24 protein-coding genes are annotated in these 24,746 nt (G+C 71.2%); 12 read left to right on the forward strand and 12 right to left on the reverse strand.

Features of this window, described 5'->3' with window-relative positions:
- Window positions 1-69 precede the first annotated feature (69 nt).
- Window positions 70-687 (reverse strand): hypothetical protein, encoded by a 618-nt coding sequence (locus I2501_RS14725; RefSeq protein ID WP_196194434.1) that lies wholly within the window; start codon window positions 685-687, stop codon window positions 70-72.
- 428 nt (window positions 688-1,115) lie between these two features.
- On the opposite strand from I2501_RS14725, the gene I2501_RS14730 reads away from it, so the two are divergent.
- Both I2501_RS14730 and I2501_RS14735 read left to right on the forward strand, forming a co-directional pair.
- Complete coding sequence (locus I2501_RS14730) at window positions 1,116-2,336, forward strand: helix-turn-helix domain-containing protein (RefSeq protein WP_196194435.1); 1,221 nt, start codon at window positions 1,116-1,118, stop codon at window positions 2,334-2,336.
- A 445-nt stretch (window positions 2,337-2,781) separates the two neighbouring features.
- Complete coding sequence (locus tag I2501_RS14735) at window positions 2,782-3,948, forward strand: hypothetical protein (protein ID WP_215909626.1); 1,167 nt, start codon at window positions 2,782-2,784, stop codon at window positions 3,946-3,948.
- Window positions 3,949-3,969: 21 nt separating this feature from the next.
- Here the strand turns inward: I2501_RS14735 and I2501_RS14740 are convergent, their stop codons facing one another.
- A complete protein-coding gene (locus I2501_RS14740) occupies window positions 3,970-4,617 on the reverse strand; it encodes a TetR/AcrR family transcriptional regulator (protein WP_196194436.1) in 648 nt (215 codons plus the stop codon).
- 179 nt (window positions 4,618-4,796) lie between these two features.
- Between I2501_RS14740 and I2501_RS14745 the strand changes: the two genes are divergently transcribed.
- The 4 genes from I2501_RS14745 (at window position 4,797) to I2501_RS14760 (ending at window position 7,505) form a co-directional block, all read left to right on the forward strand.
- Entirely contained in the window at window positions 4,797-5,324 is a 528-nt protein-coding gene (locus I2501_RS14745) for a cupin domain-containing protein (protein WP_196194437.1), read from the forward strand.
- Between the two features lie 138 nt (window positions 5,325-5,462).
- The gene (locus I2501_RS14750) at window positions 5,463-5,750 is read left to right on the forward strand and encodes a hypothetical protein (protein WP_196194438.1); all 288 of its coding nucleotides are present in this window, start codon (window positions 5,463-5,465) and stop codon (window positions 5,748-5,750) included.
- 136 nt (window positions 5,751-5,886) lie between these two features.
- Entirely contained in the window at window positions 5,887-6,258 is a 372-nt protein-coding gene (locus I2501_RS14755; protein ID WP_196194439.1) for a YciI family protein, read from the forward strand.
- Entirely contained in the window at window positions 6,255-7,505 is a 1,251-nt protein-coding gene (locus I2501_RS14760; protein ID WP_196194440.1) for an RNA polymerase sigma factor, read from the forward strand. Before I2501_RS14755 ends, I2501_RS14760 begins: the two co-directional genes overlap by 4 nt.
- Here the strand turns inward: I2501_RS14760 and I2501_RS14765 are convergent.
- Complete coding sequence (locus I2501_RS14765; RefSeq protein WP_196194441.1) at window positions 7,463-8,353, reverse strand: MerR family transcriptional regulator; 891 nt, start codon at window positions 8,351-8,353, stop codon at window positions 7,463-7,465. The two genes, I2501_RS14760 and I2501_RS14765, sit on opposite strands and share 43 nt — an antisense overlap.
- Before the next feature lie 139 nt (window positions 8,354-8,492).
- On the opposite strand from I2501_RS14765, the gene I2501_RS14770 reads away from it, so the two are divergent.
- On the forward strand, window positions 8,493-8,939 hold the full coding sequence (locus I2501_RS14770; RefSeq protein ID WP_196194442.1) for a nuclear transport factor 2 family protein: 447 nt from the start codon (window positions 8,493-8,495) through the stop codon (window positions 8,937-8,939).
- A 56-nt stretch (window positions 8,940-8,995) separates the two neighbouring features.
- On the opposite strand, the gene I2501_RS14775 is transcribed toward I2501_RS14770, so the two are convergent.
- On the reverse strand, window positions 8,996-10,414 hold the full coding sequence (locus tag I2501_RS14775; RefSeq protein ID WP_196194443.1) for a purine-cytosine permease family protein: 1,419 nt from the start codon (window positions 10,412-10,414) through the stop codon (window positions 8,996-8,998).
- Between the two features lie 98 nt (window positions 10,415-10,512).
- A complete protein-coding gene (locus I2501_RS14780; protein ID WP_196194444.1) occupies window positions 10,513-11,751 on the reverse strand; it encodes a M20 metallopeptidase family protein in 1,239 nt (412 codons plus the stop codon).
- Between the two features lie 128 nt (window positions 11,752-11,879).
- On the opposite strand from I2501_RS14780, the gene I2501_RS14785 reads away from it, so the two are divergent.
- Window positions 11,880-12,929, forward strand: a complete 1,050-nt coding sequence (locus I2501_RS14785; RefSeq protein ID WP_196194445.1) for an Lrp/AsnC family transcriptional regulator — start codon at window positions 11,880-11,882, stop codon at window positions 12,927-12,929.
- 7 nt (window positions 12,930-12,936) lie between these two features.
- On the opposite strand, the gene I2501_RS14790 is transcribed toward I2501_RS14785, so the two are convergent.
- Complete coding sequence (locus I2501_RS14790) at window positions 12,937-14,796, reverse strand: alkyl/aryl-sulfatase (RefSeq protein ID WP_196194446.1); 1,860 nt, start codon at window positions 14,794-14,796, stop codon at window positions 12,937-12,939.
- 160 nt (window positions 14,797-14,956) lie between these two features.
- On the opposite strand from I2501_RS14790, the gene atpF reads away from it, so the two are divergent.
- Both atpF and I2501_RS14800 read left to right on the forward strand, forming a co-directional pair.
- The gene (gene atpF / locus I2501_RS14795) at window positions 14,957-15,463 is read left to right on the forward strand and encodes a F0F1 ATP synthase subunit B (RefSeq protein WP_196194447.1); all 507 of its coding nucleotides are present in this window, start codon (window positions 14,957-14,959) and stop codon (window positions 15,461-15,463) included.
- A 167-nt stretch (window positions 15,464-15,630) separates the two neighbouring features.
- The gene (locus I2501_RS14800) at window positions 15,631-16,464 is read left to right on the forward strand and encodes an ArsR/SmtB family transcription factor (protein WP_215909664.1); all 834 of its coding nucleotides are present in this window, start codon (window positions 15,631-15,633) and stop codon (window positions 16,462-16,464) included.
- Between the two features lie 24 nt (window positions 16,465-16,488).
- Here the strand turns inward: I2501_RS14800 and I2501_RS14805 are convergent, their stop codons facing one another.
- The 3 genes from I2501_RS14805 to I2501_RS14815 form a co-directional block, all read right to left on the reverse strand.
- Entirely contained in the window at window positions 16,489-16,902 is a 414-nt protein-coding gene (locus I2501_RS14805) for an HIT family protein (protein WP_196194648.1), read from the reverse strand.
- A gap of 82 nt (window positions 16,903-16,984) precedes the next feature.
- Complete coding sequence (locus I2501_RS40595; RefSeq protein WP_196194449.1) at window positions 16,985-19,741, reverse strand: choice-of-anchor P family protein; 2,757 nt, start codon at window positions 19,739-19,741, stop codon at window positions 16,985-16,987.
- A 186-nt stretch (window positions 19,742-19,927) separates the two neighbouring features.
- Entirely contained in the window at window positions 19,928-20,278 is a 351-nt protein-coding gene (locus I2501_RS14815; RefSeq protein ID WP_196194450.1) for a hypothetical protein, read from the reverse strand.
- A gap of 1 nt (window position 20,279) precedes the next feature.
- Here I2501_RS14815 and I2501_RS14820 point away from each other — a divergent pair, with 1 nt between their 5' ends.
- Both I2501_RS14820 and I2501_RS14825 read left to right on the forward strand, forming a co-directional pair.
- Entirely contained in the window at window positions 20,280-20,606 is a 327-nt protein-coding gene (locus I2501_RS14820; RefSeq protein ID WP_196194451.1) for a hypothetical protein, read from the forward strand.
- Between the two features lie 199 nt (window positions 20,607-20,805).
- Window positions 20,806-21,774: a hypothetical protein gene (locus tag I2501_RS14825; RefSeq protein ID WP_196194452.1), complete on the forward strand. Its 969-nt coding sequence runs from the start codon at window positions 20,806-20,808 to the stop codon at window positions 21,772-21,774.
- A gap of 118 nt (window positions 21,775-21,892) precedes the next feature.
- Here I2501_RS14825 and I2501_RS14830 read toward each other — a convergent pair whose 3' ends face one another.
- The 3 genes from I2501_RS14830 to I2501_RS14840 all read right to left on the reverse strand — a co-directional run bounded on the left by I2501_RS14830 (window position 21,893) and on the right by I2501_RS14840 (window position 24,666).
- Complete coding sequence (locus I2501_RS14830; protein ID WP_196194649.1) at window positions 21,893-23,194, reverse strand: RNA polymerase sigma factor; 1,302 nt, start codon at window positions 23,192-23,194, stop codon at window positions 21,893-21,895.
- Between the two features lie 43 nt (window positions 23,195-23,237).
- The gene (locus tag I2501_RS14835) at window positions 23,238-23,630 is read right to left on the reverse strand and encodes a YciI family protein (RefSeq protein WP_196194650.1); all 393 of its coding nucleotides are present in this window, start codon (window positions 23,628-23,630) and stop codon (window positions 23,238-23,240) included.
- Between the two features lie 175 nt (window positions 23,631-23,805).
- A complete protein-coding gene (locus tag I2501_RS14840) occupies window positions 23,806-24,666 on the reverse strand; it encodes an SAM-dependent methyltransferase (protein WP_328806371.1) in 861 nt (286 codons plus the stop codon).
- Window positions 24,667-24,746 lie beyond the last annotated feature (80 nt).

Consider the following 24,746-nt stretch of genomic DNA (forward strand, 5'->3'; position numbering starts at 1 on the left):
CCGCCCCTTGTCATCGGGTGACAAGCGCCGTCACCGGCGTTTGTCACGACCTGCGTCGTGCGGTGGTGATCACGGCGAGGTGACCTGCAGGGTGGCCGGCGAGAGTGCGTAGTCGCCGGTGAAGGTGTTGGAGTCGCCGTTGTTGATCAGGCCGAGGCAGAGACCGCTGACGTTCTCGGCGATGAGGGTGCCGCCGGTGATGCTCAGCGTGTGGGTGGAGTTGGTGTAGGTCCCGGTGAGGGTGGCCGGTCCGCCACTGGTGGTGCCGCCGAAGGTCGCGTTGCACGCCCCGGAGATGCTGGCCTCGACGCCGGTCAGCGTGCCGGTGGTGACCCCGTTCGCGTAGCTGGTGGCGTTGAACTTCCACGGCAGGTTGCTCGCGCTGACGGTGAAGGTGATCCCCGCCGGTCCGGTGCAGCTGGTGAACGTCGCGCCGCTGACGGTGGCGAGGGCGGTGCCGGACAGGCCGGTGCCGTTCGCCGCGCTGCCGCTCGCCGATGCGGTCGTACAGGTCAGCACGGTGCCCGTGGTGGTGTCCGTCAGCAGCGTGTCGGTGGAGGTGCCGGTGAAGCTGCCACCGCCGGACACGGTGTAGGTGCCGGCCGCGCTCGCCTCGGTGGTTCCCAGACCCACGACGGCAGCCGCCATGGTCGCCGCAACGATGGTCGCCTTGGTAAATCTGTACACGTTCTCTTCCTTCCCGAGCCTGCGGAAAAGACAAACGGATGCATACGCCGCCATGGTGCGGGACGGCGCGAACCAATTCCCGGAATTCTCCTGACAATTCGTCGGGCGATTCCTCGTGCCGAGTGACGCTACGCACGGGTAACCGACACCGCAACCGTCCGCGTCGAGATCTGCTCAGTCATCTCGCCCCGAGGCCCCGTTCTTGTGCCCGGCAGCAGGGGGACCGTCACAGAATTTGTCGGCAAGTGAGCATGACCGGCCGGTAAGCATCGCTCCACACGAACTTCCGGGTTCCGAGGTGCTGCGCCGCACACACACGGTGGTCTATGTTTCAAGGGCCAACGAAGTCACCGGCGTTCTGCCTGCTCCCGCCCACCACATCCGGCGCGGCGGAACTGCGGCGCGCCCTGCCCACGCGAGGGAGAGGCATGACGGCGCCGGGTCAGCACTCCGCTCCACGCGTCTCCGCGCTCAGCGCGATCCCGCGCGAGCTCACCACCATCATGCGTCCCGAACTCCCCAGCCTGCTCAAGGAGATGCTGGAGGAGATCGTCGGCGCGATACCGGAGTACGCCGACCTGCTGGACGGTCAGGGCGCCCGGGTGATCCGGCGCGGCATCGAGCAGAACGTCGTCGCCTTCGTCGAACAGGTCGGCCTGCCGCCGCAGCGCACCACCGGGACCATGCCGAGCCGGGACGAGATCTGCCGGCAGTTCGGCCGCTTCGAGGCCTACGAAGGCCGCAATCTGGACCGGCTGTTGGAGGCCTACCGGATCGCCTGCCAGGTCGCGCTGCGCCGGGTCCGGGTGGTCGGCCGCCGCTACAACCTGTCCGCGGCGCTGCTGATGACCTTCGCGGACGCGCTCTTCGCCTATATGGGCGAGATCGCCGAACTCTCCCGCGAGGGCTACCGGCAGGCCCTGGTCGAGCTCGGCGAGGAGCCCGACAACCGCAGACGCCGCCTGCTGCGCCGCATCCTGGCCGGCGCGCCGATGAGCCGCGCCACGCTCAAGGAGCTTGCGCAGCAGGCGAACTGGACGCTCCCCGAGGAAGTCACCATGGTCGCGCTGCATCCGGGCAGCCGACCCAAGCGCTCCGAGCTGGACGGCGAGATCCTCGCCGACCTGTCCGACCCCGAGCCGCACCTGCTGGTCCCCGGCCACCTCGACGACATGCGCCGGATCTCGCTCAGCCTGGCGCTGACCGGCTGCCGCGCCGCCGTCGGGCTGACCACGACGCTCAGCGAGGCGCCCGACTCGCTGCGCTGGGCGCGGCAGGCGCTGGCGCTCTCGGAGACCGGCGTGCTCACGGACCTGCCCGTGGTCTTCTGCGAGGACCACCTGCTGCAGCTCTGGCTGCTGGGCGACCCGGCGCTGCTACGACAGTTCGGCAAGCGCTACCTGCGCCCGCTCGAAGGCCTGACGCCTACTCAGCGTTCGCGCCTGAGCGACACGTTGCGCAGTTGGCTGTCCACCCGCGACACCGCGCCGCAGATGGCCGAGGAACTCGGCGTCCACCCGCAGACGATCCGCTATCGCCTGCGCGTTCTGGAGCGGATTTTCGGCCCGCGCCTCAGCGATCCCGACGAGCGATTCGGTATTGAGATCGCCCTTCGCGCACTGCGCCTTCAATCGCGCAACCGGATCTGACCCTGTAAGGGGCAGGACCGAATCGGCGTAACATTTCAGCAGGCGTTTCCCCGACGCGGAACGCATCAGTCCGATTTTGTTTTCACCCTTCGCGACGTCAGACGTTCCGGGCAGGCATCGAGAACATCTGCTTCTGCCCAGGTGCGCGCGCTGACATATTGCCCCGCGGAACATGACGGGACATCATCACCCCGCCGGTTGCCGACGAGAGGGGAATTCCGTCGCGGGCTCCTGATCACGTCTCCTGCGGGCCGTTACGCCCTGGTTCCGCCAGGTTCCGCGTTACGTGTCGTTACGTGTTACGCCGGACCCATTGACCTGACACGAACACGTCTGGTTCGCTACCACCACGACCAGTGGTGCACCGGTCGTTCACACTCCGGACACTTCCCCACGCACCGTTCCCTACACGCCATTTGGCGAGCGAAGAGAGGATCGGACTCCCATGGGTCTCTCCAACCAGCGCGGCTCGCGCCGCAAGATCGTCACCGGGGTCGCTTCGTTGACCCTGATCACCGCCGGTGCGCTTGTCGCGGCGCAGTCCACCACGGCGGTGGCGGCGAGCGGCGCGCACCCGGCGCCGATGGCGAACCCGTACAACCCGCAGACCGGCCACACCTACCGGCACGGCGTGATACCCACGCGTACCGAGACCACCGAGATGCGCGCCTGGGCGAAGACCCACTCCGCCGCCACCACCGGCCCGGAGACGCTGTCCTACGGCGGCGGCATCGACGGCATCGGCGTGCTGAGCGGCCACGCCAAGGTCTACCTGGTGTTCTACGGCACCCAGTGGGGGACCAAGACCACCGCCTCCAACGGCGACGCCGCCTTCTCCAAGGACCCCGACAAGGCCGCGGGCGCCGCGCAGCAGATGTTCAAGGGCATCGGCACCAACGGCGAGAAGTGGTCGGCCGACCTGACCCAGTGGTGTGACGGCCCGAACGTCAAGGCCGGGGCCACCAGCTGCCCGAGCAACGCCGCCTTCATCCCCTACCAGACCGGTGGCGTGCTGTCCGGCGTCTGGTACGACAACTCCAAGGCGGAGCCGACCAACGCCACCGGCCACCAGCTCGGCGTCGAGGCGGTCGCCGCCGCGGCCCACTTCGGCAACAAGACGGCCGCCGCCAACCGCGACGCCTACTACATCATCCTGTCGCCCCACGGCACCGACCCGGACGGCTACCAGAACCCCAGCACCGGGTACTGCGCCTGGCACGACTACAACGGCGACACCACCCTGACCGGCGGCCCGGTCTCCTCGCCCTACGGCGACATCGCCTTCTCCAACCAGCCGTACAACATGGACCTCGGCGCGAGCTGCGGTGTCGGCTTCATCAACTCCCCCGGAACGCTTGACGGGTACACCATGACCCTCGGCCACGAGTGGCACGAGATGATGTCCGACAAGAACCCGGCGGGCGGCTGGACCAACAACACCGGCAGCTCCTACAACGGCGAGGAGAACTCCGACGAGTGCGCCTGGCTGAACCCGGGCACCGCGGGCGGCGCGGCGAACATCAAGTTCGGCTCCTTCGGCACCTTCGCCGAGCAGGCCAGCTGGTCCAACGACACCAACTCCTGCGCCATCTCCCACGCGATCCTGCACTGACGCCTGATCGCTGACGGAACGTCAACCGGGGGTGGGCCGAGTGCCCGCCCCCGGTTCGCGGTACCGGTAGTACGCCAGGAACATCTCCACGCCGCTGCGGATCAGATCCTCCGTGGTCCTCGCGCCGATCTCGGCGCCACAGGAGCCCTGCACCAGGTGCGGGTAGAGCACCAGCGCGAAGAGCTGCGTCGCCCCCAGTTCGGGATCGGGCATCTCCAGGCGGCCCTCGGCGGCCAGCCGACGGAACGCGGCCGCCAGCGCGGGGTGGGCACGGTCCGGGCCGCTGCGCCGCCAGGCCGCGCCGAGCTCGGGGAACGTGCGCACCTCGTCGGCGACGAGCCGACGCAGACCGGCCACCTTCGGCGCGGTCAACCCCTCGACCCACGCGCGCGAGGCGAGCACCAGCGCCTCCCGCAGGTCCGCCGACGCGGCCAGCCGGGCCTCGGCGCGCGCGACGGCTGCGCCCAGGGCATCCTCCAGCGCCTCGGTCACCACCTCGACGAACAGGGCTTCCTTGCTGCCGAAGTGGTTGTAGACGGTCACCTTCGAGACGCCCGCCTCGGCGGCGATCCGGTCCACCCCGGCGGCGTAGCCGTCCTCCACGAAGACCTCCGCGGCGGCGCGCACGATCGCCGCGCGCTTGCGCTCGGCCCGGTCACCCGCGGGCATCGTCGTTCCCTTCCCCAGCGGTTTCAGGGCATCAGCCGGTTTCAGGTCATCATCAGGCGGTTTCAGGCTAGCAGTGACTGAACTGAACGGTTGAGTTCACCTGAACGCGTCGGTACAGTTCCTTTCGCTTTCGCTCGTGAACGACCGATCCGTCCTGCGCCTCCCAGAAGGGCTGCACGATGTCCCTGCCGAACGACGCCGAGCTCAACGCCGTGACCTCCTACCCGCCGATCCGCTACACGGGCGAGGGCGAGGTGTCCGCCGTGCACCGCCCCGGCGCGGAGACCCCCGAGCTGACCTACCCGAACGGCAACCAGGTCAGCTACCTGGCCAAGGGCACGCTCACCGAGGGCAAGTTCGGCCTCTACCGCTGGGACTTCAGCGGCTCGCCGAGCGGTCCCGCCCCGCACATCCACCGGACCATCTCCGAGTCGTTCTTCATCCTCGAAGGCACCGTCCGGCTCTTCAACGGCGAGAAGTGGATCGACGCCACGGCCGGCGACTTCCTCTACGTGCCCGAGGGCGGCATCCACGCGTTCCGCAACGAGTCCGGCGAGGCGGCGTCGATGCTGCTGATGTTCTCGCCGGGCGCGCCGCGCGAGGAGTACTTCGAGGAGCTGGTGGCGCGCGCCGCGCAGGACCGCCCGCTGATGACCGAGGAGGAGCGGATGGAGTTCCTGCTCAAGCACGACAACATCTTCGTGTGAGCCGTCGCCGGTGACCCGTCGCCCAGCGAGCCCTCGCCCATCGAGCCTCGCGTAGCGCCGACCGGCGGAACATTCCTCGGCACTCCGCCCTCCCTCGGGATCACAATGGGATTCTCGGGAGCCCGGAAGGAGCGAGCCGTGAGTGAAAGCTGGGGCGACGAGGTCTACCGGCCCGACGGGGACGAGCCGCCGGACTTCGAGGGGCTCCTGGACCCGGAGGACACCCTGGTCGGCGGGGAGAACCCGCTGGAGGAGGGCTACGTCCCGCGCGGGCGCCCGCTCGGGGCGCTGCGCGACGGTGTGACGGTCGGCGAGGGCCGGTCCGGCGAGAGCCTGGACGCACGGCTGGCGCAGGAGCGCCCCGATCCCACGCTGGGCGAGCTTCCCGAGGAGAGCGAGGACGAGGAGGACGCGGAGGTGCCCTGAGGCTCGGGCCGGGCCGGGACCGGACGGTTCGGGCAATCAGCAAAAGTTTCCGCGAGCGGTGTCAAGATGCGGGCGTCGGCTCCGACCACTGGTCGAAAGGGCCCGACCGGGGCCCGCGCACACCGAGGAGCACACCATGAAGTTCCTGATCAGCATGCACATCAACCCCGCCGTGCTGGACGCGCTGACCGAGGACGAGCAGGCCGCCGTCGGCGCCGGACACGGCCGGTTCATGGAGGCGCTGAAGCAGTCGGGTGAGCTGATCACCACGCAGGCGCTGGTCGACCCGTCGCAGGCGGCGGTGGTGACGGTCCGCAACGGCCAGCCGGTGGTGACCGACGGGCCGTTCCTGGAGGCGAAGGAGTTCCTGGGCGGTTTCTACCTGGTCGACTGCGAGAACAAGGAGCGCGCGATCGAGCTGGCCGCGCAGATCCCGGACGCCGCGATCCCCGGCCTGGGTGTCGAGGTGCGGCAGGTCATGTTCTCCGACGGACAATTGGAGGCGTGAGCGAAGCGCCTGAACCCACCGTCGAGGACCTGCTGCGCGAGCTGGCGCCGCAGGTCCTCGGCACACTCGTCCGCCGTTACGGCGCCTTCGAGGACTGCGAGGACGCCGTGCAGGAGGCCGTCCTCGCCGCGGCCGTCCAGTGGCCGGAGCAGGGCGTACCGGACAACCCGCGCGGCTGGCTGCTGACGGTCGCCCAACGGCGCTTCGTGGACCAGCTCCGCAGCGACCAGGCCCGCCGCGCGCGGGAGTCGGCCACCGCCGCGGAGCTCGTGCCGGAGCTCATGCCGGAGGAGGAGCCTGCGCAGGTGCCGCAGACCGACGACACCCTCGTCCTGCTCTTCCTCTGCTGCCATCCCGCGCTGACACCGGCCTCGCAGACGGCGCTGACGCTGCGCGCGGTCGGTGGGCTGACCACGGCCGAGATCGCCCGTGCGTTCCTGGTCCCTGAGGCGACCGTGGCCGCCCGGATCAGCCGCGCCAAGCAGCGGATCAAGGCGGCGGGCAGCACGTTCGTCCTGCCGCAGGGCCCAGAGCGTGAGGAGCGGCTCCAGGTCGTCCTGCACGTGCTCTACCTGATCTTCAACGAGGGCTACACCGCCTCCTCCGGCCAGGACCTACAGCGCACCGACCTCGCCCGCGAGGCGATCCGGCTGACCCGCGCCGTGCACGCCCAACTGCCGGACGACGGCGAGGTGACCGGCCTGCTCGCGCTGATGCTGCTCACCCACGCCCGCCGCGAGACCCGGACGACCCCCACCGGCGACCTCGTGCCGCTGGCCGAGCAGGACCGCTCGCGCTGGGACCGCGCGCTGATCGACGAGGGTCTCACTCTGGCCAAGTCCTCGCTGGCGAGGCCGACCCTCGGCCCCTACCAGCTCCAGGCCGCCATCGCCGCCACCCACGCCTCCGCGGACACGGCCGAGGAGACCGACTGGTCCCAGGTCCACGCCCTCTACCTGATCCTGGAGCGGATCGCGCCCAACCCGATGGTCACCCTCAACCGCGCCATCGCCCTCGCCGAGACCGAGGGCCCGCAGGCCGGTCTCGACCTGCTGGCCACCCTGGACGACGACCCCCGCATGACCGGCCACCACCGCCTCCTCTCAGTCCGCGCCCACCTGCTGGAAAGCTCCGGCGACACCACCGCCGCCCGCGACCACTACCGCCGCGCCGCCAAGGCCACCGCCAGCCTCGCCGAACAGCGCTACCTCGACTCCCGCGCCCGCCGCCTGTCGCCGCCGGGCTGAGCCGCAACGGGGGACCTGTCGTCGACCCGGGTGCGGAAGACCGGCCAGCCGACCTCGGTGCGCCAGTGGGCGCTGTCCGGGGTGTCGCGGTGGCCGACCAGGTAGTACTCACGAAGCGGGCCGTCGACGGCGAGTTCGTGGCGGGCGACGTAGGTCGCCAGCGCGCCGTAGGCGCGGTCGACCTCCGAGGGCGGGCCGACGTGTTCGAGGACGGCGAGTTCGGCCGCAGGCACCCGCAGCGGCTCGACCCTCCCGACCGGCCGTACCGGGCCGTCGCAGGGCACGAAGACGGTGGCCTGCCCTCGGTGCAGGGTGAACAGCTCGTCCGCGTACACGCCGCCCGCCGGGCCGGTCTCGCGGAGCCCCTGGCCGGCCACGGTGGCGAACAGCTCTCCCAACGCGCCCTGGAACCACGCCCCGACGTCCTCGACCCCGACCGTCGCCGTGACCGCCGCGGCCCGTACCTCGCCGACGCTGCGCAGCTCGATCGCGGGCCCGTCCCCCGCTGCCGTCGGCGGCCCGAGGAGGTCCCGCAGCGCCGCGACCGTCCGCCGGGTGCTCTCCAACTCGTCCTCCAGGCGGCGCAGATGAGCGCTGACGTGCTCGTTGCGGGTCCGCACGTCGGCCGCCGTGAGCACGGAGCGGATCTCCTCCAACGGCATGCCCAGCTCCCGGAAGCGCCGGACCACCTGGGCGACGGGGATCTGCTCGGTCGAGTACCGCCGGTAGCCGGACTGCGGGTCGATGTCGGCCGGCTCCAGCAGGCCGATCTCGTGGTAGTGGCGCAGGGTCTTGACGGTCATGTGGGTGGCTCGGGAGAAGTCACCGATCGTCAGATAGGTCGTCACCCCTCGATTGTGGGGCCTCCCCCAGGGGGAGGGTTGCGCGTCGCCGTCCCCTTGACCCTCCCACTGCAGCCGCCCGGAGTCTGAGCGCACAGCACAGCACTGCACCACATCGAACCGGGAACCAAGGGAGTCGACCACCATGTCCCAGACCACCACCACCTCCGCCTCCGCCACCACCACCGCGGACGTCGACGCCACCGTCGACGTCGACCGGATCGTGGAGCGCTACATCGCCGTCTGGAACGAGCCGGACCCGGCGGCACGCAGCCGCGCCGTCGCCGAGCTCTGGGCCACGGACGGCGTGGAGTTCGTCGAAGGCGTCCAGTTCCGCGGCCACCACGGCCTGGTGGACCGGGTCGCGGAGGCGCACGAACTCTTCGTCGCCTCCGGCACCTACCGCGTGACGCACGACGAGCACGTCACCGTCCATGACGACATCGTCGTGCTCACCATTCAGCTGACCCACGCCACCGGCCCGAGCAGCGGCGAAGTCGCCTGGGCCGCCCGGGTCTTCCTCGTCCTGGACCCGGACGGCCGGATCCGGCAGGACTACCACCTGACCGTCGAGCCGTTGCCGCAGGCGTGATCGGCCGCCGGTGGGACCGCCGTCGCGGTCCCACCGGCGAGCTGCACCGTCATCTGTCAGTGCGTCACGGCCGCCTGCCCCGCTGGCGCTTCGTCGCCCTGCCGCCCAACTCCGGTGCGGCGTGCGCGACGCACCGCGTACGCGTAGTAGACCGCGCAGCCGAGGAGCAGGGCCACGATCCACGAGATGTCCGCGCCGCCCAGCGCCTTGGCCAGCGGGCCCTCGTAGACGGGGCTGTTGACGAACGGCACCTCCACCGCGATACAGCCCAGGAAGATCAGCACCGAGCCCCAGTCGACCCGCCCGTACGGGCCGTCGATCCGGAAGAAGGACTCGACGTCGTAGTCGCCGTGCCGGACCAGGTAGTAGTCCGTCAGGTTGATCGCGGTCCAGGGCACCAGCAGGTAGAGCAGGATCAGGATGATGTTCTGGAACAGGTCCATGGTGTGCGAGTCGGCCAGGATCGCCAGGACCGTGGTCACCGAGACGAAGCAGACCGCGAACAGCATCCGGGCGCGCGGGCCCGCGCCCACGCGGCCGGTCGGCGAGATCGCCGTCAGCGCGGTGAGGAAGGCGCCGTACGGGCTCTGCGCCGAGCCTGGCACGCCGCCCAGGATCAGCGCGGCGACCAACAGCCAGGAGACGGCCGGGAACTGGTGCGCCAGGAAGCCGATGGAGTCGTTGCCGAGCGCGTCGCCGCCGACCACCGCCGCGAACGCGCCGATCACCATCACCCACGAGCCGCCGACCGCCGCGCCCAGATAGGTCCACCAGAACGTCGCCTTCGGCGGGGTGTCCTCGGGCAGGTAGCGCGAGTAGTCCGAGACGTAGGGGGCCCAGGTGATCTGCCAGGACGCGAAGATGGAGACCGCCAGCAGCACGGTCCCGACGTTGACCGAGGTGCCGTGGTAGTGCGCCGGGAGGTGCCGGGCCAGCTGGACGAAGAGGGCCAGGAAGACCACGCCCGAGACCACCGAGAGGTACTTGCTGACCGCGTGGATCAGCTTGTAGCCGACCACCGCGACCACCAGCGTGACCAGGTTGGTGGTGATCACGCCTGCGGCGTACGGGAGATGGAGCCAGTCGGCCACCGCGTGGCCGTTCACGACGCTGCCCTCCAGCGAGAAGCCGAAGTACATCACCACCACGATCGCGACCGGCACGACCGCGCCGTAGAAACCGAACTGCGCCCGGGACTGGATCATCTGCGGGATGCCCAACCGCGGCCCCTGGACGGAGTGGTAGGCCATGAAGAGGCCGCCCACCAAATTGCCGACCAGGATGGCCGCGATCGCCCACGGCAGGTCGAGCCCGACGGTGACGGCCAGCGCGCCGTTGACCAGGCCGGTGATCTGCACGTTGCCGGCGAACCAGAGGGTGAACAGGTGCCACGGCTTGCCGTGCCGCTCCTCCGGCGGCACGTAGTCGATCGCGCGCTGCTCCAGCGCGGGGGCTCTGCGGGAGGTGTCGCTCATCGGTGGGAAACCAGCCTTCCGTCAGGACAGCTCAGGGGTGGGGGTGGTGACGTCGCGTGCCGGTGGCGTCAGTTGCTGTGGCGTCAGTTGCTGTGGCGTCAGTTGCCGTGCTCGGACAGGCGTTGCAGCGCCAGCCCGGCGTAGAGGGCCGCGCCGTCGGCGACGAGGGAGTCGTCGAAGACGACGTGCGGCGAGTGGTTTCCGGGGGCGGACCGGTGGTCCTGCCCCTCCGGCGTCGCGCCGAGCTGCACGACCGTGCCCGGGACGCGCGCGAGGACGCGGGAGAAGTCCTCGGCGGCAGTGAGGGGTTGGCGCATCTCCTCGTACCGCTCCTCACCGAACAGCTCGCGGGCGACGTCGGCGGCGAACGCGGACTCGGCGGGCGTGGCGATGGTCGGCGGGTACTCGCGGAGGTAACGCACCTCCGCCGTCACGCCGTGGGCCTCGGCCACGCCCCGGCACAACGTGGTGACAGCGGCCGCGAGTCGGTCCCCGGCGTCCTGGCTGAAGGTCCGCACGGTGGCCTGGAAGGACGCCGTCTCCGGGATGATGTTGGCCGCCGTGCCCGCGTGGATCGCGCCGACGCTGAAGGTGACCGGCTCCATCGGGTCGAGCGAGCGCACCATCACTCCGGACAGTTCGCCGACCATCGCGCAGGCGGCGGGGATGGGGTTGCGGGCGTGGTGCGGGGCGGAGCCGTGGCCGCCGGTCCCGTGGACGGTGACGACGAGCCGGTCCGAGGCCGCCATCACCGCGCCCGGCCGGGTGGCGAACTGGCCCCGCGCCCAGTGCCGCGAGCTGACGTGCAGCGCGTAGGCGGCCACCGGCAGGCTGCGCGATGTCTCGGGCCCGTCCACCGGCACGGCCGCCTGCCCCGCCTCCAGCACACCCTCGTCGAGCATCAGCCGCGCCCCGTCCCCGCCCTCCTCCCCCGGCTGGAACATCAGCACCACCTGTCCGGCCATCCGGTCCGCGCGGGCGGCGAGCAGGTGGGCGGCGCCGACGAGCATCGCCGTGTGCAGATCGTGCCCGCAGGCGTGCATGGCCGAGTCGTCGCGCGAGCGGTAGGGGACGTCGGCCCGCTCCGTCAGCGGCAGCGCGTCCATGTCGGCGCGCAGCAGCACGGTCGGGCCGGGGCGGCTGCCGCGCAGCACGGCGGTCACCGAGGAGAGGGCACGCCCCGTCGTGACCGTCGTGCCGGGGACGCCCTCCAGACCTTCCAAGATCCGCTCCTGCGTGCGGGGCAGGTACAGGCCCACCTCCGGCTCCTGGTGCACGGCGCGGCGCAGCGCGACCAGTTCCGGCGCCATCGCCCGCGCGTCGTCCAGCAGTCCCATCCGCACTCCTCATTCACTCGGCCGCTCGGCTCATTCGCCCGGCGTTCCCGATCCGGTGGGAACGATGATGCGAAGGCGGGCACAATGGGGATCCAGATGACAGGAATCCATCACCGAGGCGTATTCCAGTGAACGAATCGAGCACAGCCGCCGCGGCGATCAGCGAGGACGAGCTGGCACTGGTCCATGCGCTCCAGGTCCAGCCACGGGCCACCTGGACGGACCTCGCCGACGCCCTCGGCTGCACCACGGTGACCGCGTCGCGCCGCTGGCAGCGGCTGCACGAAGAGGGGATCGCCTGGGTCACCGCGGTCCCCGGCGCGCACTGCGCCGCGTTCACCGCCTTCGTCCGGCTGCGCTGCGCGGCGGGTCACCGCGAGGAGGTCGCCGCCCAGCTCGCGCAGGACCCGGAGGCGGTGACCATCGAGCTCACCGCGGGCAGCTTCGACCTGTTCGTCGAGGTCATCACCGCCGACCTGGCCGCGTTCACGCGCTACCTGCTCGCTCGGGTCGAGCAGATCCGCGGTGTCACGCAGGCGTCGGTCGCGGTGGCCACCCATGTCGTCACCGAGGCCAGCCGCTGGCGTCTGGACGCGCTCGAACCACGCGCGAGCTCCGCGCTGGCGGACACGGCGCAGGCGAGGTCGTCGGAGCGCCCGTCGGCCCGTCAGCTCACCGACCTGGACCTGCGACTGCTCACCGCGCTCGGTGCGGACGGACGGCAGCCGTGGGACCGGCTGGCCGGGACGGCGGGCACCAGCGCGGCCACCGCCCGCCGCCGGATCGAGCGCCTCCTCGCCACCGAGGAGGCCGCGCTCCGCTGCGACATCGCCGCCCCGCTCTTCGGACGGCCGGTCACCCTGTCACTCCACGCCGAGGTCCCGGCGACCGACCTCGCCGCGACGGCGCGCTCGCTGACCGCCCTGACCAGCGTCCGCCTCGTCGCCACCCTCGCCGGGCCGGACAACCTGCTGGCCACCTTCTGGCTCCGCTCGGTCGAGGAGGTGCACCGCATCGAGTCCGAGCTGGTCGCCCGTCACCCCGCCGTCCGCGTCACCGACCGCGCGCTCGCGCTGCGCGCGGTCAAGCGCATGGGCCACCTGCTCGACCCGTCCGGACGCAGCACCGCCTCCGTGCCGCTCGGGCCCTGGGCGACCCAGGGCCCGGAGCCCGACTGACGCCGGCTCAGGGCGTGACGATCGGGAAGAGCTGGTCCGGCGTCGTCACCAGGGACAGCAGGCGCTGCACCAGGCCGATGTCGCCGACGTGCTCGACGGTGTCGAGTGCCGCCGCGCCGCCCAGCAGGGCGAGGAGCTGCGGCTTGGTGAGCGAGAGGGTCAGCCCGGCGGGGGTACGCGGGGCCGCCTCCAGCCGGGACGCCCGGTGGGTCAGCACACCGTTGCGCAGCGTCAGCCGGTGCCGCCGACGCAGGTCGCTCAACTCCAGGTCGACGGTCAGGTCCTCGTCCCAGGCGCGCGGTCCGTCGATGCGGATGGCGATCGAGTCGAGAAGCTGCTCGACCGTCAGGGCACCGGTCACGTCGGACCCCGCGGTGTCGGCGACCTCTCCGCCGGGGCCCCGCCGCAGCTCGACGGCCGCGGTGAGGTAGAAGTTGCGCCAGGTCCCGTTCTCACTGCCGTGGCCGAGGCGGGTGTAGACCTCGGCCAGGGTTTCCTTGGCGTCCTTGGTCACCGGTTCCACGGCGGCCGGGTCGGCGAAGACCACGTGGTTCAGCAGTGTGGCGGCGAACCGCAGGTCTTCCGTGGTCCCGGAGTCCGCGTAGGCACGGGCCTTGGCCAGCGCCGCCTCCGCTCCGCCCGCCACGTCCACGTAGCGCGCGGCGAGCTCGGTCGGCGGCAGCTCCCACAGGCCCGCCGGATTCCCCTCGAACCAGCCGAGGTAACGGTGGTAGATGGCTTTGACGTTGTGGCTGAGCGAGCCGTAGTAGCCACGGCTGTGCCAGGCCCGCTCCAGCGCGGGCGGCAGCTGCATCTGCTCGGCGATCTCGGCGGCGACCAGGCCCTCGTTGAGCAGCCGCAGCGTCTGGTCGTGCATGTAGGCGTAGAGGTCGCGCTGTTCGGCCATCAGCTCGACGACCTTGTCGTGCCCCCAGGTCGGCCAGTGGTGCGAGGCGAAGGCCACGTCGAACGTCCCGTGGAACAGCTCGATCGCCTCGTCGACGTACCGGGACCACATCCGTGCGTCGCGGACCAGCGCGCCGCGCAGGGTCTGGATGTTGTGCATGGTGTGGGTGACGTTCTCCGACAGGCAGAGCACCCGCAGGTCGGGAAAGAGGAAGTGCATCTCCGCCGGGGCCTCGGTGCCCGGCGTGAGCTGGAAGACGATCCGCACGCCGTCGATCGTCTCCTCCTGCCCGGTCTCCGTGACGTCGACGGTCGGCGGGACCAGGCTCACCGCGCCGGTGGACGGGGTCATCCCCAGCCCCGAACTGACCTGCCCCTCGGGGCTCTTGGGCAGCCGGTTCCCGTACATGAAGATCGCCCGTCGCGACATCGCGTTGCCGGCGTAGACGTTCTCGCTGACCGCGTGCTCCAGGAACCCCGCCGGGGCGACCACCGGAACGCCCCGCTCGGTGCCCTCGGGCAGCACGCCGCGCGCGCCGCCGAAGTGGTCGACGTGCGAGTGGGTGTAGATCAGCCCGGTCACCGGGCGCGGGCCCCGGTGCTGCCGGTACAGGGCCAGCGCCGCGGCGGCGGTCTCGTTGCTGACCAGCGGGTCGATGACGACGACGCCGCGCTCGCCCTCGACCAGCGTCATGTTGGAGAGGTCCAGCCCACGGACCTGGTAGACCCCCTCGGCGACCTGGTACAGCCCTTGCCGCGCGACCAGCTGCGCCTGCCGCCACAGGCTCGCATGCGCGGTCGGCGGGCATTCCGCCCGCAGGTAGGCGGCGTAGGCGTCGTTGTCCCAGACCACGCGCCCGTCGGCGGCCCTGACCACGCCGGGTTCGAGCGCGGCGACGAAGCCCCGGTCGGCGTCGGCGAAGTCCGAGGTGTCCTCGAAGGGCAGCGCTTCCGTGGTCATCGACTCGCTCCGTTCCCCGGCCCGGCCACCGGTCCGGTCCGGGCATCGGGACCTATCGGAACATTCCGGACCGGAATACGCATGTCGGCGCGCCGGTGACCGACCGGAACTTCGTGGGCGCCCATGGTCAACACCGGTGCCGCACAGCTAGGTTGATCGCATGGGCCCACTGAATCCGAGCAAGACAGAACTCGTCGTCGCCCTGATCTGCTTTTTCACCATCTACGGAATCCTGGGACGCGTCCTGCTCCCGCGCGCCCGGCGCGTGATGGACGAGCGCGCGGACGCGATCGAGGGCGGCATGGAGCGCGCCGGGAACGCCCGCCGGGAGGCCGACGCCGCACTGGAGGAGTACCGGCTCCAGCTGAGCGAGGCGCGGCGCGAGGCCGCGCGGATCCTCCAGGACGCCAAGGAGGAGGGCGCCCTCCTGGTCGACGAAGCCCGACAGCAGGCGCTGGAGGAACGCGAGCGGATGATCGCCGCCGCCGAGGCCGAGTTCGCCGCCGACCGCGCGCTCGTGGAGGCCTCGTTGCGCGTCGCGGTCGCGGACCTCTCCACCGAGCTGGCCTCCAAGATCGTCGGCGAGCCGCTGGCCGAGCTCGCCCCCGGCAGCCCCGCGATCCGGTCCTATCTGGACGACCTGGGCGACCTCACCACCACCGACTAGCCCGCTCCCCGCGCCCCTCGCGCCCCTCGCGCCCTTACCCGAACGCGCCCCTGACCTGCGGCATCACCGCAGCTCAGGGGCGTTTTGCTTGGGACCGAACGGTCCGCCGTTGACAATAGGCAGGCATTTGCCTGCATAATGAGGACATGAGCATGGACGCACGCACCCTGGACTCGGTCTTCAAAGCGCTGGCCGATCCCACCCGGCGCCTGCTGCTCGACCGCCTGCGCGAGCAGAACGGCCAGACGCTGCGCGAGCTGTGCGACCGCCTGGAGATGGCACGCCAGTCCGTGACCCAGCACCTGGACATCCTGGTGCAGGCCAACCTCGTCGCCGTCGTCCGTCGCGGGCGCGAGCGACTCCACTACCTCAACCCGGTACCGATCCACGAGATCGAGGAACGCTGGATCTCCGGGTTCGACAGACCCCGCCTGCAAGCGATCAGCGCGATCAGGAGCCAGGCAGAGGAGTACGCGATGACCAACCAGCCGACCGACGAAACGACCGACGGAACGACCGACGCAGCGGGACCCGAGACTCCCGTGCCGTCCTACGTCTACGTCACCTACATCCGCGCCACCGCCGAGCAGGTCTGGCAGGCGCTCACCGACGCGGACCTCACCGCCCGCTACTGGGGCCACGCCAACGTCTCGGACTGGCAGCCGGGTTCACCCTGGGAGCACCGCCGGACCGACGGCTCCGGCGCCTTCGACGTGGTGGGCCGCGTGCTCGCGGCTGAGCCGCCGACCCGGCTGGCCATCACCTTCGAGGACAAGCCCGAGGCCGAACTCGACCGGGAGCCCTCGGTGGTCACCTTCCTCGTCGAGCCGCACCAGGACATCGTCCGGCTCACCGTCACCCACGAGAACCTGCCCAACCTGGAGATGCTCGGTGGCATCTCCAGCGGCTGGCCGGCCGTGCTGGCCAACCTCAAGTCCCTGCTGGAGACCGGCGAGACGCTGCCGCAGGCCCCGTGGGAGATGGCCCCCGCCCACAGCTGAACACCCACTGAACACCCACGCAGATCACTCAGGGAGCGCGTCCCGCACCCGCGCCGCCGTGGCCGCCGCCTCGGCGGCGTCGGCGTAGCGGCCGCGCGGCCAGAAGAACCCGCGCAGGCCGTCGCGCGGATTGCGCGGCACGACATGGACGTGCAGGTGCGGCACGGACTGGCTGACGCGGTTGTTCTCCGCGACGAAGCTGCCGCGCGCGTCCATCCCGCGCTCGACGGCGACGGTGATCCGCTGCACCTGCCGGAAGTAGGGGCCGACCTCCTCGGCAGCCAGATCCGTCAGGGTCTCGACATGGCGGCGCGGGATCACCAGCACATGGCCGGGGAAGAGCGGCCGGTGGTCAAGGAACGCGAGCACCGCGTCGTCCTCGTACACCCGCTGCACCTCGACGTCCCCGGCCACCACCGCGCAGAAGAGGCAGTCCACCCGACGATTCAACGCCACGGGCACCCCGACCGCGCGCAGGCGCGCGGCCGGAGTGCCCGCAGTCGCAGCGATCAGCTAGCGATCAGCTGCAGTTGTGCGCGTCGCTGGTGGCCGAGCCGAGGACCACGTCGACTGTGTTCGCCCCGCCCAGCAGGCCGGGCACGATCAGGTGGACGGCGTTGACCGTGGTGCCGAAGTCGGCGCCGGGAACCGGCGTCTGCTCGTTCACCACCAGCCGGGCCCCGCCCGGCAGACCGATCACGCTGTCGGGCGCGGTCGGCACGGTCACCGGAACGCCCGCGAGGGTGAGCGTCAGCGTGGCGGAACCGCTGGTCCCCGTGCAGGAGCTGACCGAGGTCGCGGTGAGACCGGAGATGCCGATCACCGGCAGGCCGGGGATCCCGATCGTCGCGTCCTTCACCGTCGACGTCGTGGTCGACGTACCCGGTGCCAACTTGGTGGTGTTGCTGACGCAGAGCGCGTCGGCCGAGATCAGCAGCGTGCTGACGCTCGCCGCGCAGGGGACGTCGGTGGTGGACGCCTGCGCGGTGCGGATCGGGCCGGTGTCGGGCGTCGGCGGGATCGTCAGCTGCGCCAACGTGAGGTCGACGTTCGCGGAGAGCCCGTAGGCGCGCCCGGTGTAGTACTCCAGCCGGACCGTCGCCGAGGCGGCGGACGGCAGGTAGTAGCCGTCACCGGCGAAGGTGACCGCGACCGGCACGGTGGCCGTATCGTTCAGCGGCTGGTCCACCGAGGCGATGGTGCAGCTGGCCGTGCCGTCGGCGCCGGTGGTGCCGGTGCAGGACTGCTGCGTCGTACCGGTGCCGAGAGCGATCTGGACGCTGCGCCCGGCGATCGCCGTGGTGCCGTCCTCCTTCAGCACCCCCGAGAGCGTCGCGGGCACGCCGTTGGCGACGTGCGCGGGACCGGTGTAGGCGAGCGTGGTCTCCTCCCTGGTGATGGTGAACGCGGCCGTGGTCGAGCTGGCCTCGTGGGTGGCGTCACCCGCGTACGCGGCCTGCAGGGTCACCGTTCCCGCCGGATCGACCGGGGTCAGCGAACAGGAGGCGTTGCCCGAGCCGTCCGTGGTTCCGGTGCAACTCGCACCGCCGAGGGTGAACTTGACCGCTCCGCCGGAGACCGGCGCGCCCTGTCCGCTCACGTTGGCACTGGCCGTGAAGGCGTCGTGGTAGTCGGCGGTGACAGCCCCGGTGTACTTCACCGAGGTCGGGATCTTGCCCGGCGTGGTGCCGCCGCACGGGCTGGACTGGATCGGCGTCAGGGCGGTGCCCAGCAGGTCGGCGAACGAGACCGTCGAGCAGGCCAAGGCGGGCTGCCCCACCTGGTTCGGCACGGTCGCCGTCACGGTGACCGTCTCGGACGAGTGGACCGGCAGGGTGTCGTAGGCGACGGTGAACGAACTCGACGTGTTGCTCGACGAGGTCGACCCCGGTGCCTGCAACCCGGTCACGACATAGCCGCTGGGCAGCGGGCCGTTGACGGTGACGGCGGTCGCCGCCGCGGTGTCACTGGTGTTCTGCACCTTGACCGTGTAGGTGACGGTCGACCCGATCACGGGATTCGGGTTGTCCACCGACTCCACCGCCGAGACCTGCGGCGCGCAGACGGCGTCCTTGGCCGCGCTGGTCGGGCAGTAGTCCATGGCGCAGGTGCGCGCCGCGTTGCTCCACTCCTGCTGGATGAAGTACGGGTCGCCGTGCAGGTAGACGTCGGCGCCCTGGGCGTTCTTGGGCGTGTAGTTGTACGCGCACTTGTCGCCGATCTCACCGCCGGTGTTCGGTGTGGGGTCCGTCCACGCCTGGTTGGGGATCGGGTCGGTCACCGACTCCATGGTCTCGTGCGAGACGATGCTCACCTGGGCGTCGGCCGTCGGGTCGCCGCTCGGTGTGGGCGCGCTCTGCATCCCGCAACTTGTGCCGGGATCGTCGAAGAGGTACTCGAAGCGGATGTCGCCGTCGTTCCCGTGGTAGCCGCAGAACGTCTCCGAGGAGGCCGACGGCGAGGACGCGGGGGCGGGGGTGCACCCCCCGTTGTTGGGCATGCACTCCTGGATGCCGCTGGCGGTGAGGACTGCGTAGATGTGCGAACCGTCCACCGGCCAACCGTTGACGGCCGCCGCGTGCGAGACCTCGGCCGTGATGTCGGACTGCTGCAACGGGTCGGCGGCGGTCCCCGCCCGCGGGTAGGCCTGGGTGTCGACCCAGGAGCCGCCGTAGTTCAGCGAGTTGGTGATGTTGCCGGTGCTGTCGTAGTACTGGGTGGCGATGTTGAAGTACGGCGTGCCGCCCGCGTCCTTGACCCACTGCGTCAGCACGTTCTCGTACGCGGCGTCGGAGGTCCCGTCCGTCGCGTAGTGCAGTCCCTGCGGCAGCCAGAAGATCAGCGCGAGCGACTGGTTGTGCATCACCGGTCCTTGGCCCGGAGGCAGGTTCCCCTCGCTGCCGACCCCGGGCTGGTGCGTATAGCCCGCTGCCGTCGTGTTCTGACGGGTCACGCCGCCCGGCGGAAGCGCCCAGGAGACCCCGTACTTGCCGTTCGCCGCCGGGTGGGACGGCACCACCGGTCCGTCGGCGGCCGTCGCCCCACCGACCGTGTGCGCGGGGCGCTGGGCCGAGCGCTGGGACGCGGCCTGCGCCGCCGACCCGTGCGGCGCCGCCCCCGCGCCCGTGGCCGTGCCCGTCCTCACCGTCGGCAGGTGCGGGACCACCGCGGTCGGTCTGTTCGCGGCTGACGCGGCCGAGGCCGCGGAACCGGCCGGCGCGGTCGGCGCCGGGGTGGTCTGGACGCCGATCAGCAGCATGGCCGTCGACGCGAGCACCCCCACCGCAACCCGTCGGCGCGATAACCAGGTCTTGCGCATGTGGAAAGGTCCCCCTCCTCCAAATGCCGTACCGCGCACGGCGGTTGCCGAGCAGAACGGCACAGCCGGGATGACACGCTAGGGCAGCCGGGTCTTGTCGCCCAGAGGTCACGTCGTGAACGATTCATCACCCGATCTCCACATTCACGGCGCATCGGAACCCGAGTGAGCCCGGCCCCGTCGGAGCAGAGAACAGTGGCCGACGGCCGTCGTCACCGACGGCCTCCGATCGAACAGGACGGACCCTCCCATGGACAGAAAGCTGCGCCTTCCCTTGGTCTGTTGCGCGGTCACGGCGGCCCTGGCCATGGCCGGATGCAGTTCCGCCGCGAAGCCCAGTCCGGGCCCGAGCACCTCGCCGTCGACGTCGCCGTCAATCCCGCCGTCGACGGCCTCATCTCCGGCCTCCCCCTCGGCCTCACTGTCCGCGAGCAGCTCGCCCTCGGGTGGCGCGACGGGTTCGAGCAGCCCGAGCGGCGGAGGGACGGCGGGCACGGTGAAGGTGACCTTCGCCGCGAACGGCAAGTCCGTCACCCTGCATGTGGGCGAGCACCTCCATGTGGACCTGGTCTCCCCGTTCTGGACCTTTCAGCCCGTCGGCTCACCGCAGCTGCTCCACACGGACGCCACCGGCGTGGCGACGCCGACGTCCAGCTGCCCCCCGCCCATGGGCGGGGCGGGATGCGGCGACAAGACTGCGGACTACACGGCGGTGAGCGCCGGTCAGACCACGGTCGTCGCCACCCGCATCATCTGCGGCGAGGCCATGCGCTGCACCGGCGCCAACGGCCGCTTCGACCTGGAGGTGACCGTGACCCCCTGACGGAGCGTCAGCGCGATCAACTCCGACGGTCGGTCAACTGCCAGCTCACAGGCTCCTGTTACGCCGCGGTGACGCGGCGTGCACACAATCCCGACGCCATCCCCCCACCATGGTCACACGCCGCCCGTCGTCCCAGTCCACGGGCGGTTTCACCGCTCCGTCGCAAGACGTTCCACCGCGTTCCCAGGGGGGATCCGCCATGTCCGTGCGTCGTCCGCACGTCCGTCGTCGTCCACGTCTCGTCGCCGCAACCGGCGTCTCCGCACTGGCGCTCGCCGGTGCCGCGGCCACGGTGCTCCCCGCGCAGGCCGCGTCCGCCGCGCCGCCGCTGACCACCACAGTGACCGTGGGCAACCCGGTCGCCAGCGGCCCGCTGCAGCCCGGCGGCAGGGCTGAGTCGTTCACCGTGACCGTCAAGAACATCTCCAACATCACCGCTCCGTTCTCCGGATCGGTCTACGTCACCCCGCAGGGCGTGCTCTCCCTCGGCCAGGCCGACGTCTCGGTGACCGAGACGCCGATCCACGCCCCGGCCACCGCGCTCGCGCTGGGAACCGACAACGGCGGCCTGACCGGCAGCTTCACCGCGAAGACCGGGGGCGAGTTCCGCATCCCCGCCCACGCCAGCTACTCCTGGAAGTTCACCCTCTCCGCGACGAAGGCGTGGCCGGTCAACGACAACGGCTTCACGGTGGCCTTCGGCGGCTCGAGCAAGGTCCTGGACTTCAAGGTCGGCGGCGCCCGCACCGGCGGTCCGCTGACCGCCACCCTGAGCGGCGGCGACTACCTGGCCGCGAACCACCCGATGTACGAGACCCTGACGGTCGTCAACCGCACCGGGGCCGCGCTCAAGGCTCCGATCTGGGAGAACCTCTACCTCTCCAACGCGGGCTCGGACTACCAGACCGTGGGCCGCACCGACATCCGCCTGTCGACCTGGCAGAACGGGCACTGGGTCGCCTGGAGCCCGAACAACCTGCCCGGCCTGCCGTACGGCCTGGCGGCCGGCGCGAGCGCCTCGATCACGGTCCGGTTCCAGCTGGTGGGGCAGACCATGACCACGCCGACGGGCCACATCGAGCTCCACATCGCGGGCGGCGTCAACGGCGCGGTCCCGAACGGCGCCGGGACCTTCGACGCGACCCGGACCTTCCTCGTCCGTCGCTGAGGTCCGTCCGCCACTGAGGTCCGCTCGCGCGTGCGGAGTCACCAACCCCTGCAGGGCCCCGACCGAGGCACGACGGTCCGGGTCCTGCAGGCTGTCAGGTCAGATTTGTGACGGCATGTCAGTTATCCGACTCCGCCAACCGGGCTGCGCGCAGGCTCAGGTGGTGGCGCTCCGGGAGGCTGGCGGTGCGCCGGGCCGCGGCGCGGTAGTCGGCGATCGCGGCGTCCCGCTCCCCCGCGAGCTCGTGCAGGTGTGCCCGGACCGCGAAGAGCCGGTGGTGCGAGGCCAGTTGGGGCGGCGGATCGGCCAGCAGGGTGAGCCCGGCCGCGGGGCCGTCCACCATCGCGGTGGCGACCGCGCGGTTGAGGGTGATCAGCGGGTTGTCCGAGATCTTCGCCAACACCCCGTAGAGGGCCAGGATCTGCGGCCAGTCCGTCTCGTCCGCGCTGGGCGCCTCGTCGTGGACGGCCGCGATCGCCGCCTGCACCTGGTAGGGCCCGACCGGGCCGCGCGGCAGGGCGGCGGTGACCAGCGCGACGCCCTCGGCGATCGCCGCCGCGTCCCACCGGCCGCGGTCCTGCTCGGCAAGCGGGACCACCTCGCCGTCCGGGCCGGTGCGGGCCGGGCCGCGGGCCTCGGTCAGCAGCATCAGCGCCAGCAGGCCGGTCACCTCGGCGTCGTCCGGCAGCAGCGCGTGGACGGCCCGGGTGAGCCGGATCGCCTCACGGGAGAGCTCGACCCGGCGCAGTTCGGCACCGGTGCTGCTGGCGTAGCCCTCGTTGAAGATCAGGTACAGCACGTGCAGGACCGCGTCCAGCCGGGCCGGGAACTCCGCCGTGTCCGGCATCCGGAAGGTGCCGCCCGAGGCCTTGATCCGCTGCTTGGCCCGCGAGATCCGCTGCCCCATGGTCGCCTCCGGGACCAGGAACGCGCGGGCGATCTCGCCCGTGGTCAGCCCGCCGACCGAGCGCAGCGTCAGCGCGATGGCGGACGCCGGGGAGAGGGCGGGGTGGCAGCAGAGGAAGAGCAGCGCGAGCGTGTCGTCCTGCGCGCCGTCGTCCACTCCGCCGGTGTAGCCCTCGTACACCGCGTCGGCGCCGGGCGCGGAACGGCGGTCGCCCGGCTCGCGCGCGGCCACCAGCTCCTCGCGCCGACGCCGTGCCTGCTCGCTGCGGACCTGCTCGGTCATCCGCCGGTTGGCCACCTGGACCAGCCAGCCGCGCGGGTTGTCCGGCAGCCCCTCCTTCGGCCACTGCGTCGCCGCCGCGAGCATCGCCTCCTGCACCGCGTCCTCAGCGGCGGCGAAGTCCCCGTAACGGCGGGTCAGCACGCCGACGACCTGCGGCGCGAGCGTGCGCAGCAGGTCCTCGGCAACAACAGCCGGGGCGGCCGGTTCCGCTTCGTCAGTCGGCTCGGCCAGATCGGCGGGTTCGGCGGGTTCGCGCGGGGTCACCCCGCCATGCTCACACCTCGACGGGCGGGGCCGCCATCACCTGACGCACCTCGATCGGCATGTTGAGCGGCTTCCCGCCCGGGCCGGGCGCGGCCGAGACCTCTGCGGCGATCTCGATGGCCCGCTGCTCGGTCTCGCAGTCGACGATCCACCAGCCCGCGACCCACTCCTTCGACTCCGGGAACGGGCCCTCGGTGACCACCGGCGCGCCGCCGCTGTGCGAGCGGACGATCCGCGCGGTGTCCGGCATGGCCAGACCCTGCGCGTCGACCAGCTCGCCGGAGCCGGCGAGGGCGGTGTTCGTCTCCTGCATGAACCGGATGTGCGCCTGGATCTCCTCCGGCTTCCACTCGAAGATCGCGGGGAAGTCGGTGTTCTTCTCGCTGAACTGCATCAGCAGCATGTACTTCACGGTTCTGCTCCTCGGTCGTCGTGCCCACCCCGACGGGGCGGGCTCTCACGGGTAGGTAGAAGCACGACCCGTGCTTTCGACATCCTCGACGAGGATCCGCGAGAAATCTTTCTACGACCCTCGGAGTCCCGGGCCCGGACTGTCGGACGCCCGGACGCCCGGCCGGCTAGGCCTTGCGGCCGAGACCCGCGTAGGCCATGGTCTCGTCGTCCGGCAGGACCGGCTCGTCGTCGAGCTCCGGGTGCCAGTGGTTGATCAGCGCCACGCCCGGCTCGTCCAGCTCCAGACCGGTGAAGAAACGTTCCACCTGGGCGCGGGTGCGCAGGTGGTTCTCGATTCCCGCCTCGGTGTAGCGGCGCGAGGCGATCTCCGCCCGCTTCGGCGCGGCGTCGGCGGTACCGGCGGTCAGCGCGAGGAAGCTGCCGGGGGCGAGCGCGGACAGCAGCCGGGGCACCAGGTCCTGGACGGCGTCGTCGGAGTAGAAGTGGACGAGGTTGATCAGCGTCAGCGCGACCGGCTGGGTGAAGTCCAGCGTGCCGCGCCGCTCCACCTCGGCCAGGATCGCGTCGGGCTCGCGCAGGTCGCCCTCGACGTACGCGGTGCGGCCCTCCGGCGTACTGGCGAGCAGGGCGCGCGCGTGGGCGAGGACGATCGGGTCATTGTCCACGTAGACCACGCGACTGCTCGGGTCGACGGACTGGACGATCTCGTGGACGTTGGGCGTGGTCGGGATCCCGGTGCCGATGTCGAGGAACTGCCGGATGCCGTGCGTCTCGGCCAGCCGGCGCACCATCCGGTGCATCACGGTGCGGGCCCCGCGGGCCGAGTCCCGGGCCTCGGGCCACTCGGCGAGGATCCGGTCACCGGCCTCGCGGTCGGCCGCGAAGTTCGTCTTGCCGCCCAGCAGGTAGTCGTACACCCGGGACGAGTGCGCGACGTCCGTGCGCAGGTCGACCTTGGGCCTCGACTCGTGCTCCGAGTCCTGCTGCGAAGGGAGACTCCACGCCTCGACCTTGGGACTTTCCACCCGTTGCCCTCCCGTTGCCACGCTGCCGACCCAACTGAACCACAAAGCATGGCTGTGCGTCAGCTTTGCCTTCGGCGTGC

The organism is Streptacidiphilus fuscans, from assembly GCF_015690355.1.
Taxonomy (GTDB): domain Bacteria; phylum Actinomycetota; class Actinomycetes; order Streptomycetales; family Streptomycetaceae; genus Streptacidiphilus; species Streptacidiphilus fuscans.

Bases quoted from the DNA above. Each gene is read 5' to 3' on its own strand.
- I2501_RS14780 (WP_196194444.1), bottom strand. From the start codon at position 11,751: ATGGGACTGCTGGACGACGCGCGGGCGATGGCGCCGGAACTGGTCGCG.
- I2501_RS14835 (WP_196194650.1), bottom strand. From the start codon at position 23,630: ATGCTGCTGATGCAGTTCAGCGAGAAGAACACCGACTTCCCCGCGATC.
- I2501_RS14770 (WP_196194442.1), top strand. From the start codon at position 8,493: ATGTCCCAGACCACCACCACCTCCGCCTCCGCCACCACCACCGCGGAC.
- I2501_RS14740 (WP_196194436.1), bottom strand. From the start codon at position 4,617: ATGCCCGCGGGTGACCGGGCCGAGCGCAAGCGCGCGGCGATCGTGCGC.
- I2501_RS14790 (WP_196194446.1), bottom strand. From the start codon at position 14,796: ATGACCACGGAAGCGCTGCCCTTCGAGGACACCTCGGACTTCGCCGAC.
- I2501_RS14735 (WP_215909626.1), top strand. From the start codon at position 2,782: ATGGGTCTCTCCAACCAGCGCGGCTCGCGCCGCAAGATCGTCACCGGG.
- I2501_RS14825 (WP_196194452.1), top strand. From the start codon at position 20,806: ATGTCCGTGCGTCGTCCGCACGTCCGTCGTCGTCCACGTCTCGTCGCC.
- I2501_RS14775 (WP_196194443.1), bottom strand. From the start codon at position 10,414: ATGAGCGACACCTCCCGCAGAGCCCCCGCGCTGGAGCAGCGCGCGATC.
- I2501_RS14730 (WP_196194435.1), top strand. From the start codon at position 1,116: ATGACGGCGCCGGGTCAGCACTCCGCTCCACGCGTCTCCGCGCTCAGC.
- I2501_RS14755 (WP_196194439.1), top strand. From the start codon at position 5,887: ATGAAGTTCCTGATCAGCATGCACATCAACCCCGCCGTGCTGGACGCG.
- I2501_RS14745 (WP_196194437.1), top strand. From the start codon at position 4,797: ATGTCCCTGCCGAACGACGCCGAGCTCAACGCCGTGACCTCCTACCCG.
- atpF (WP_196194447.1), top strand. From the start codon at position 14,957: ATGGGCCCACTGAATCCGAGCAAGACAGAACTCGTCGTCGCCCTGATC.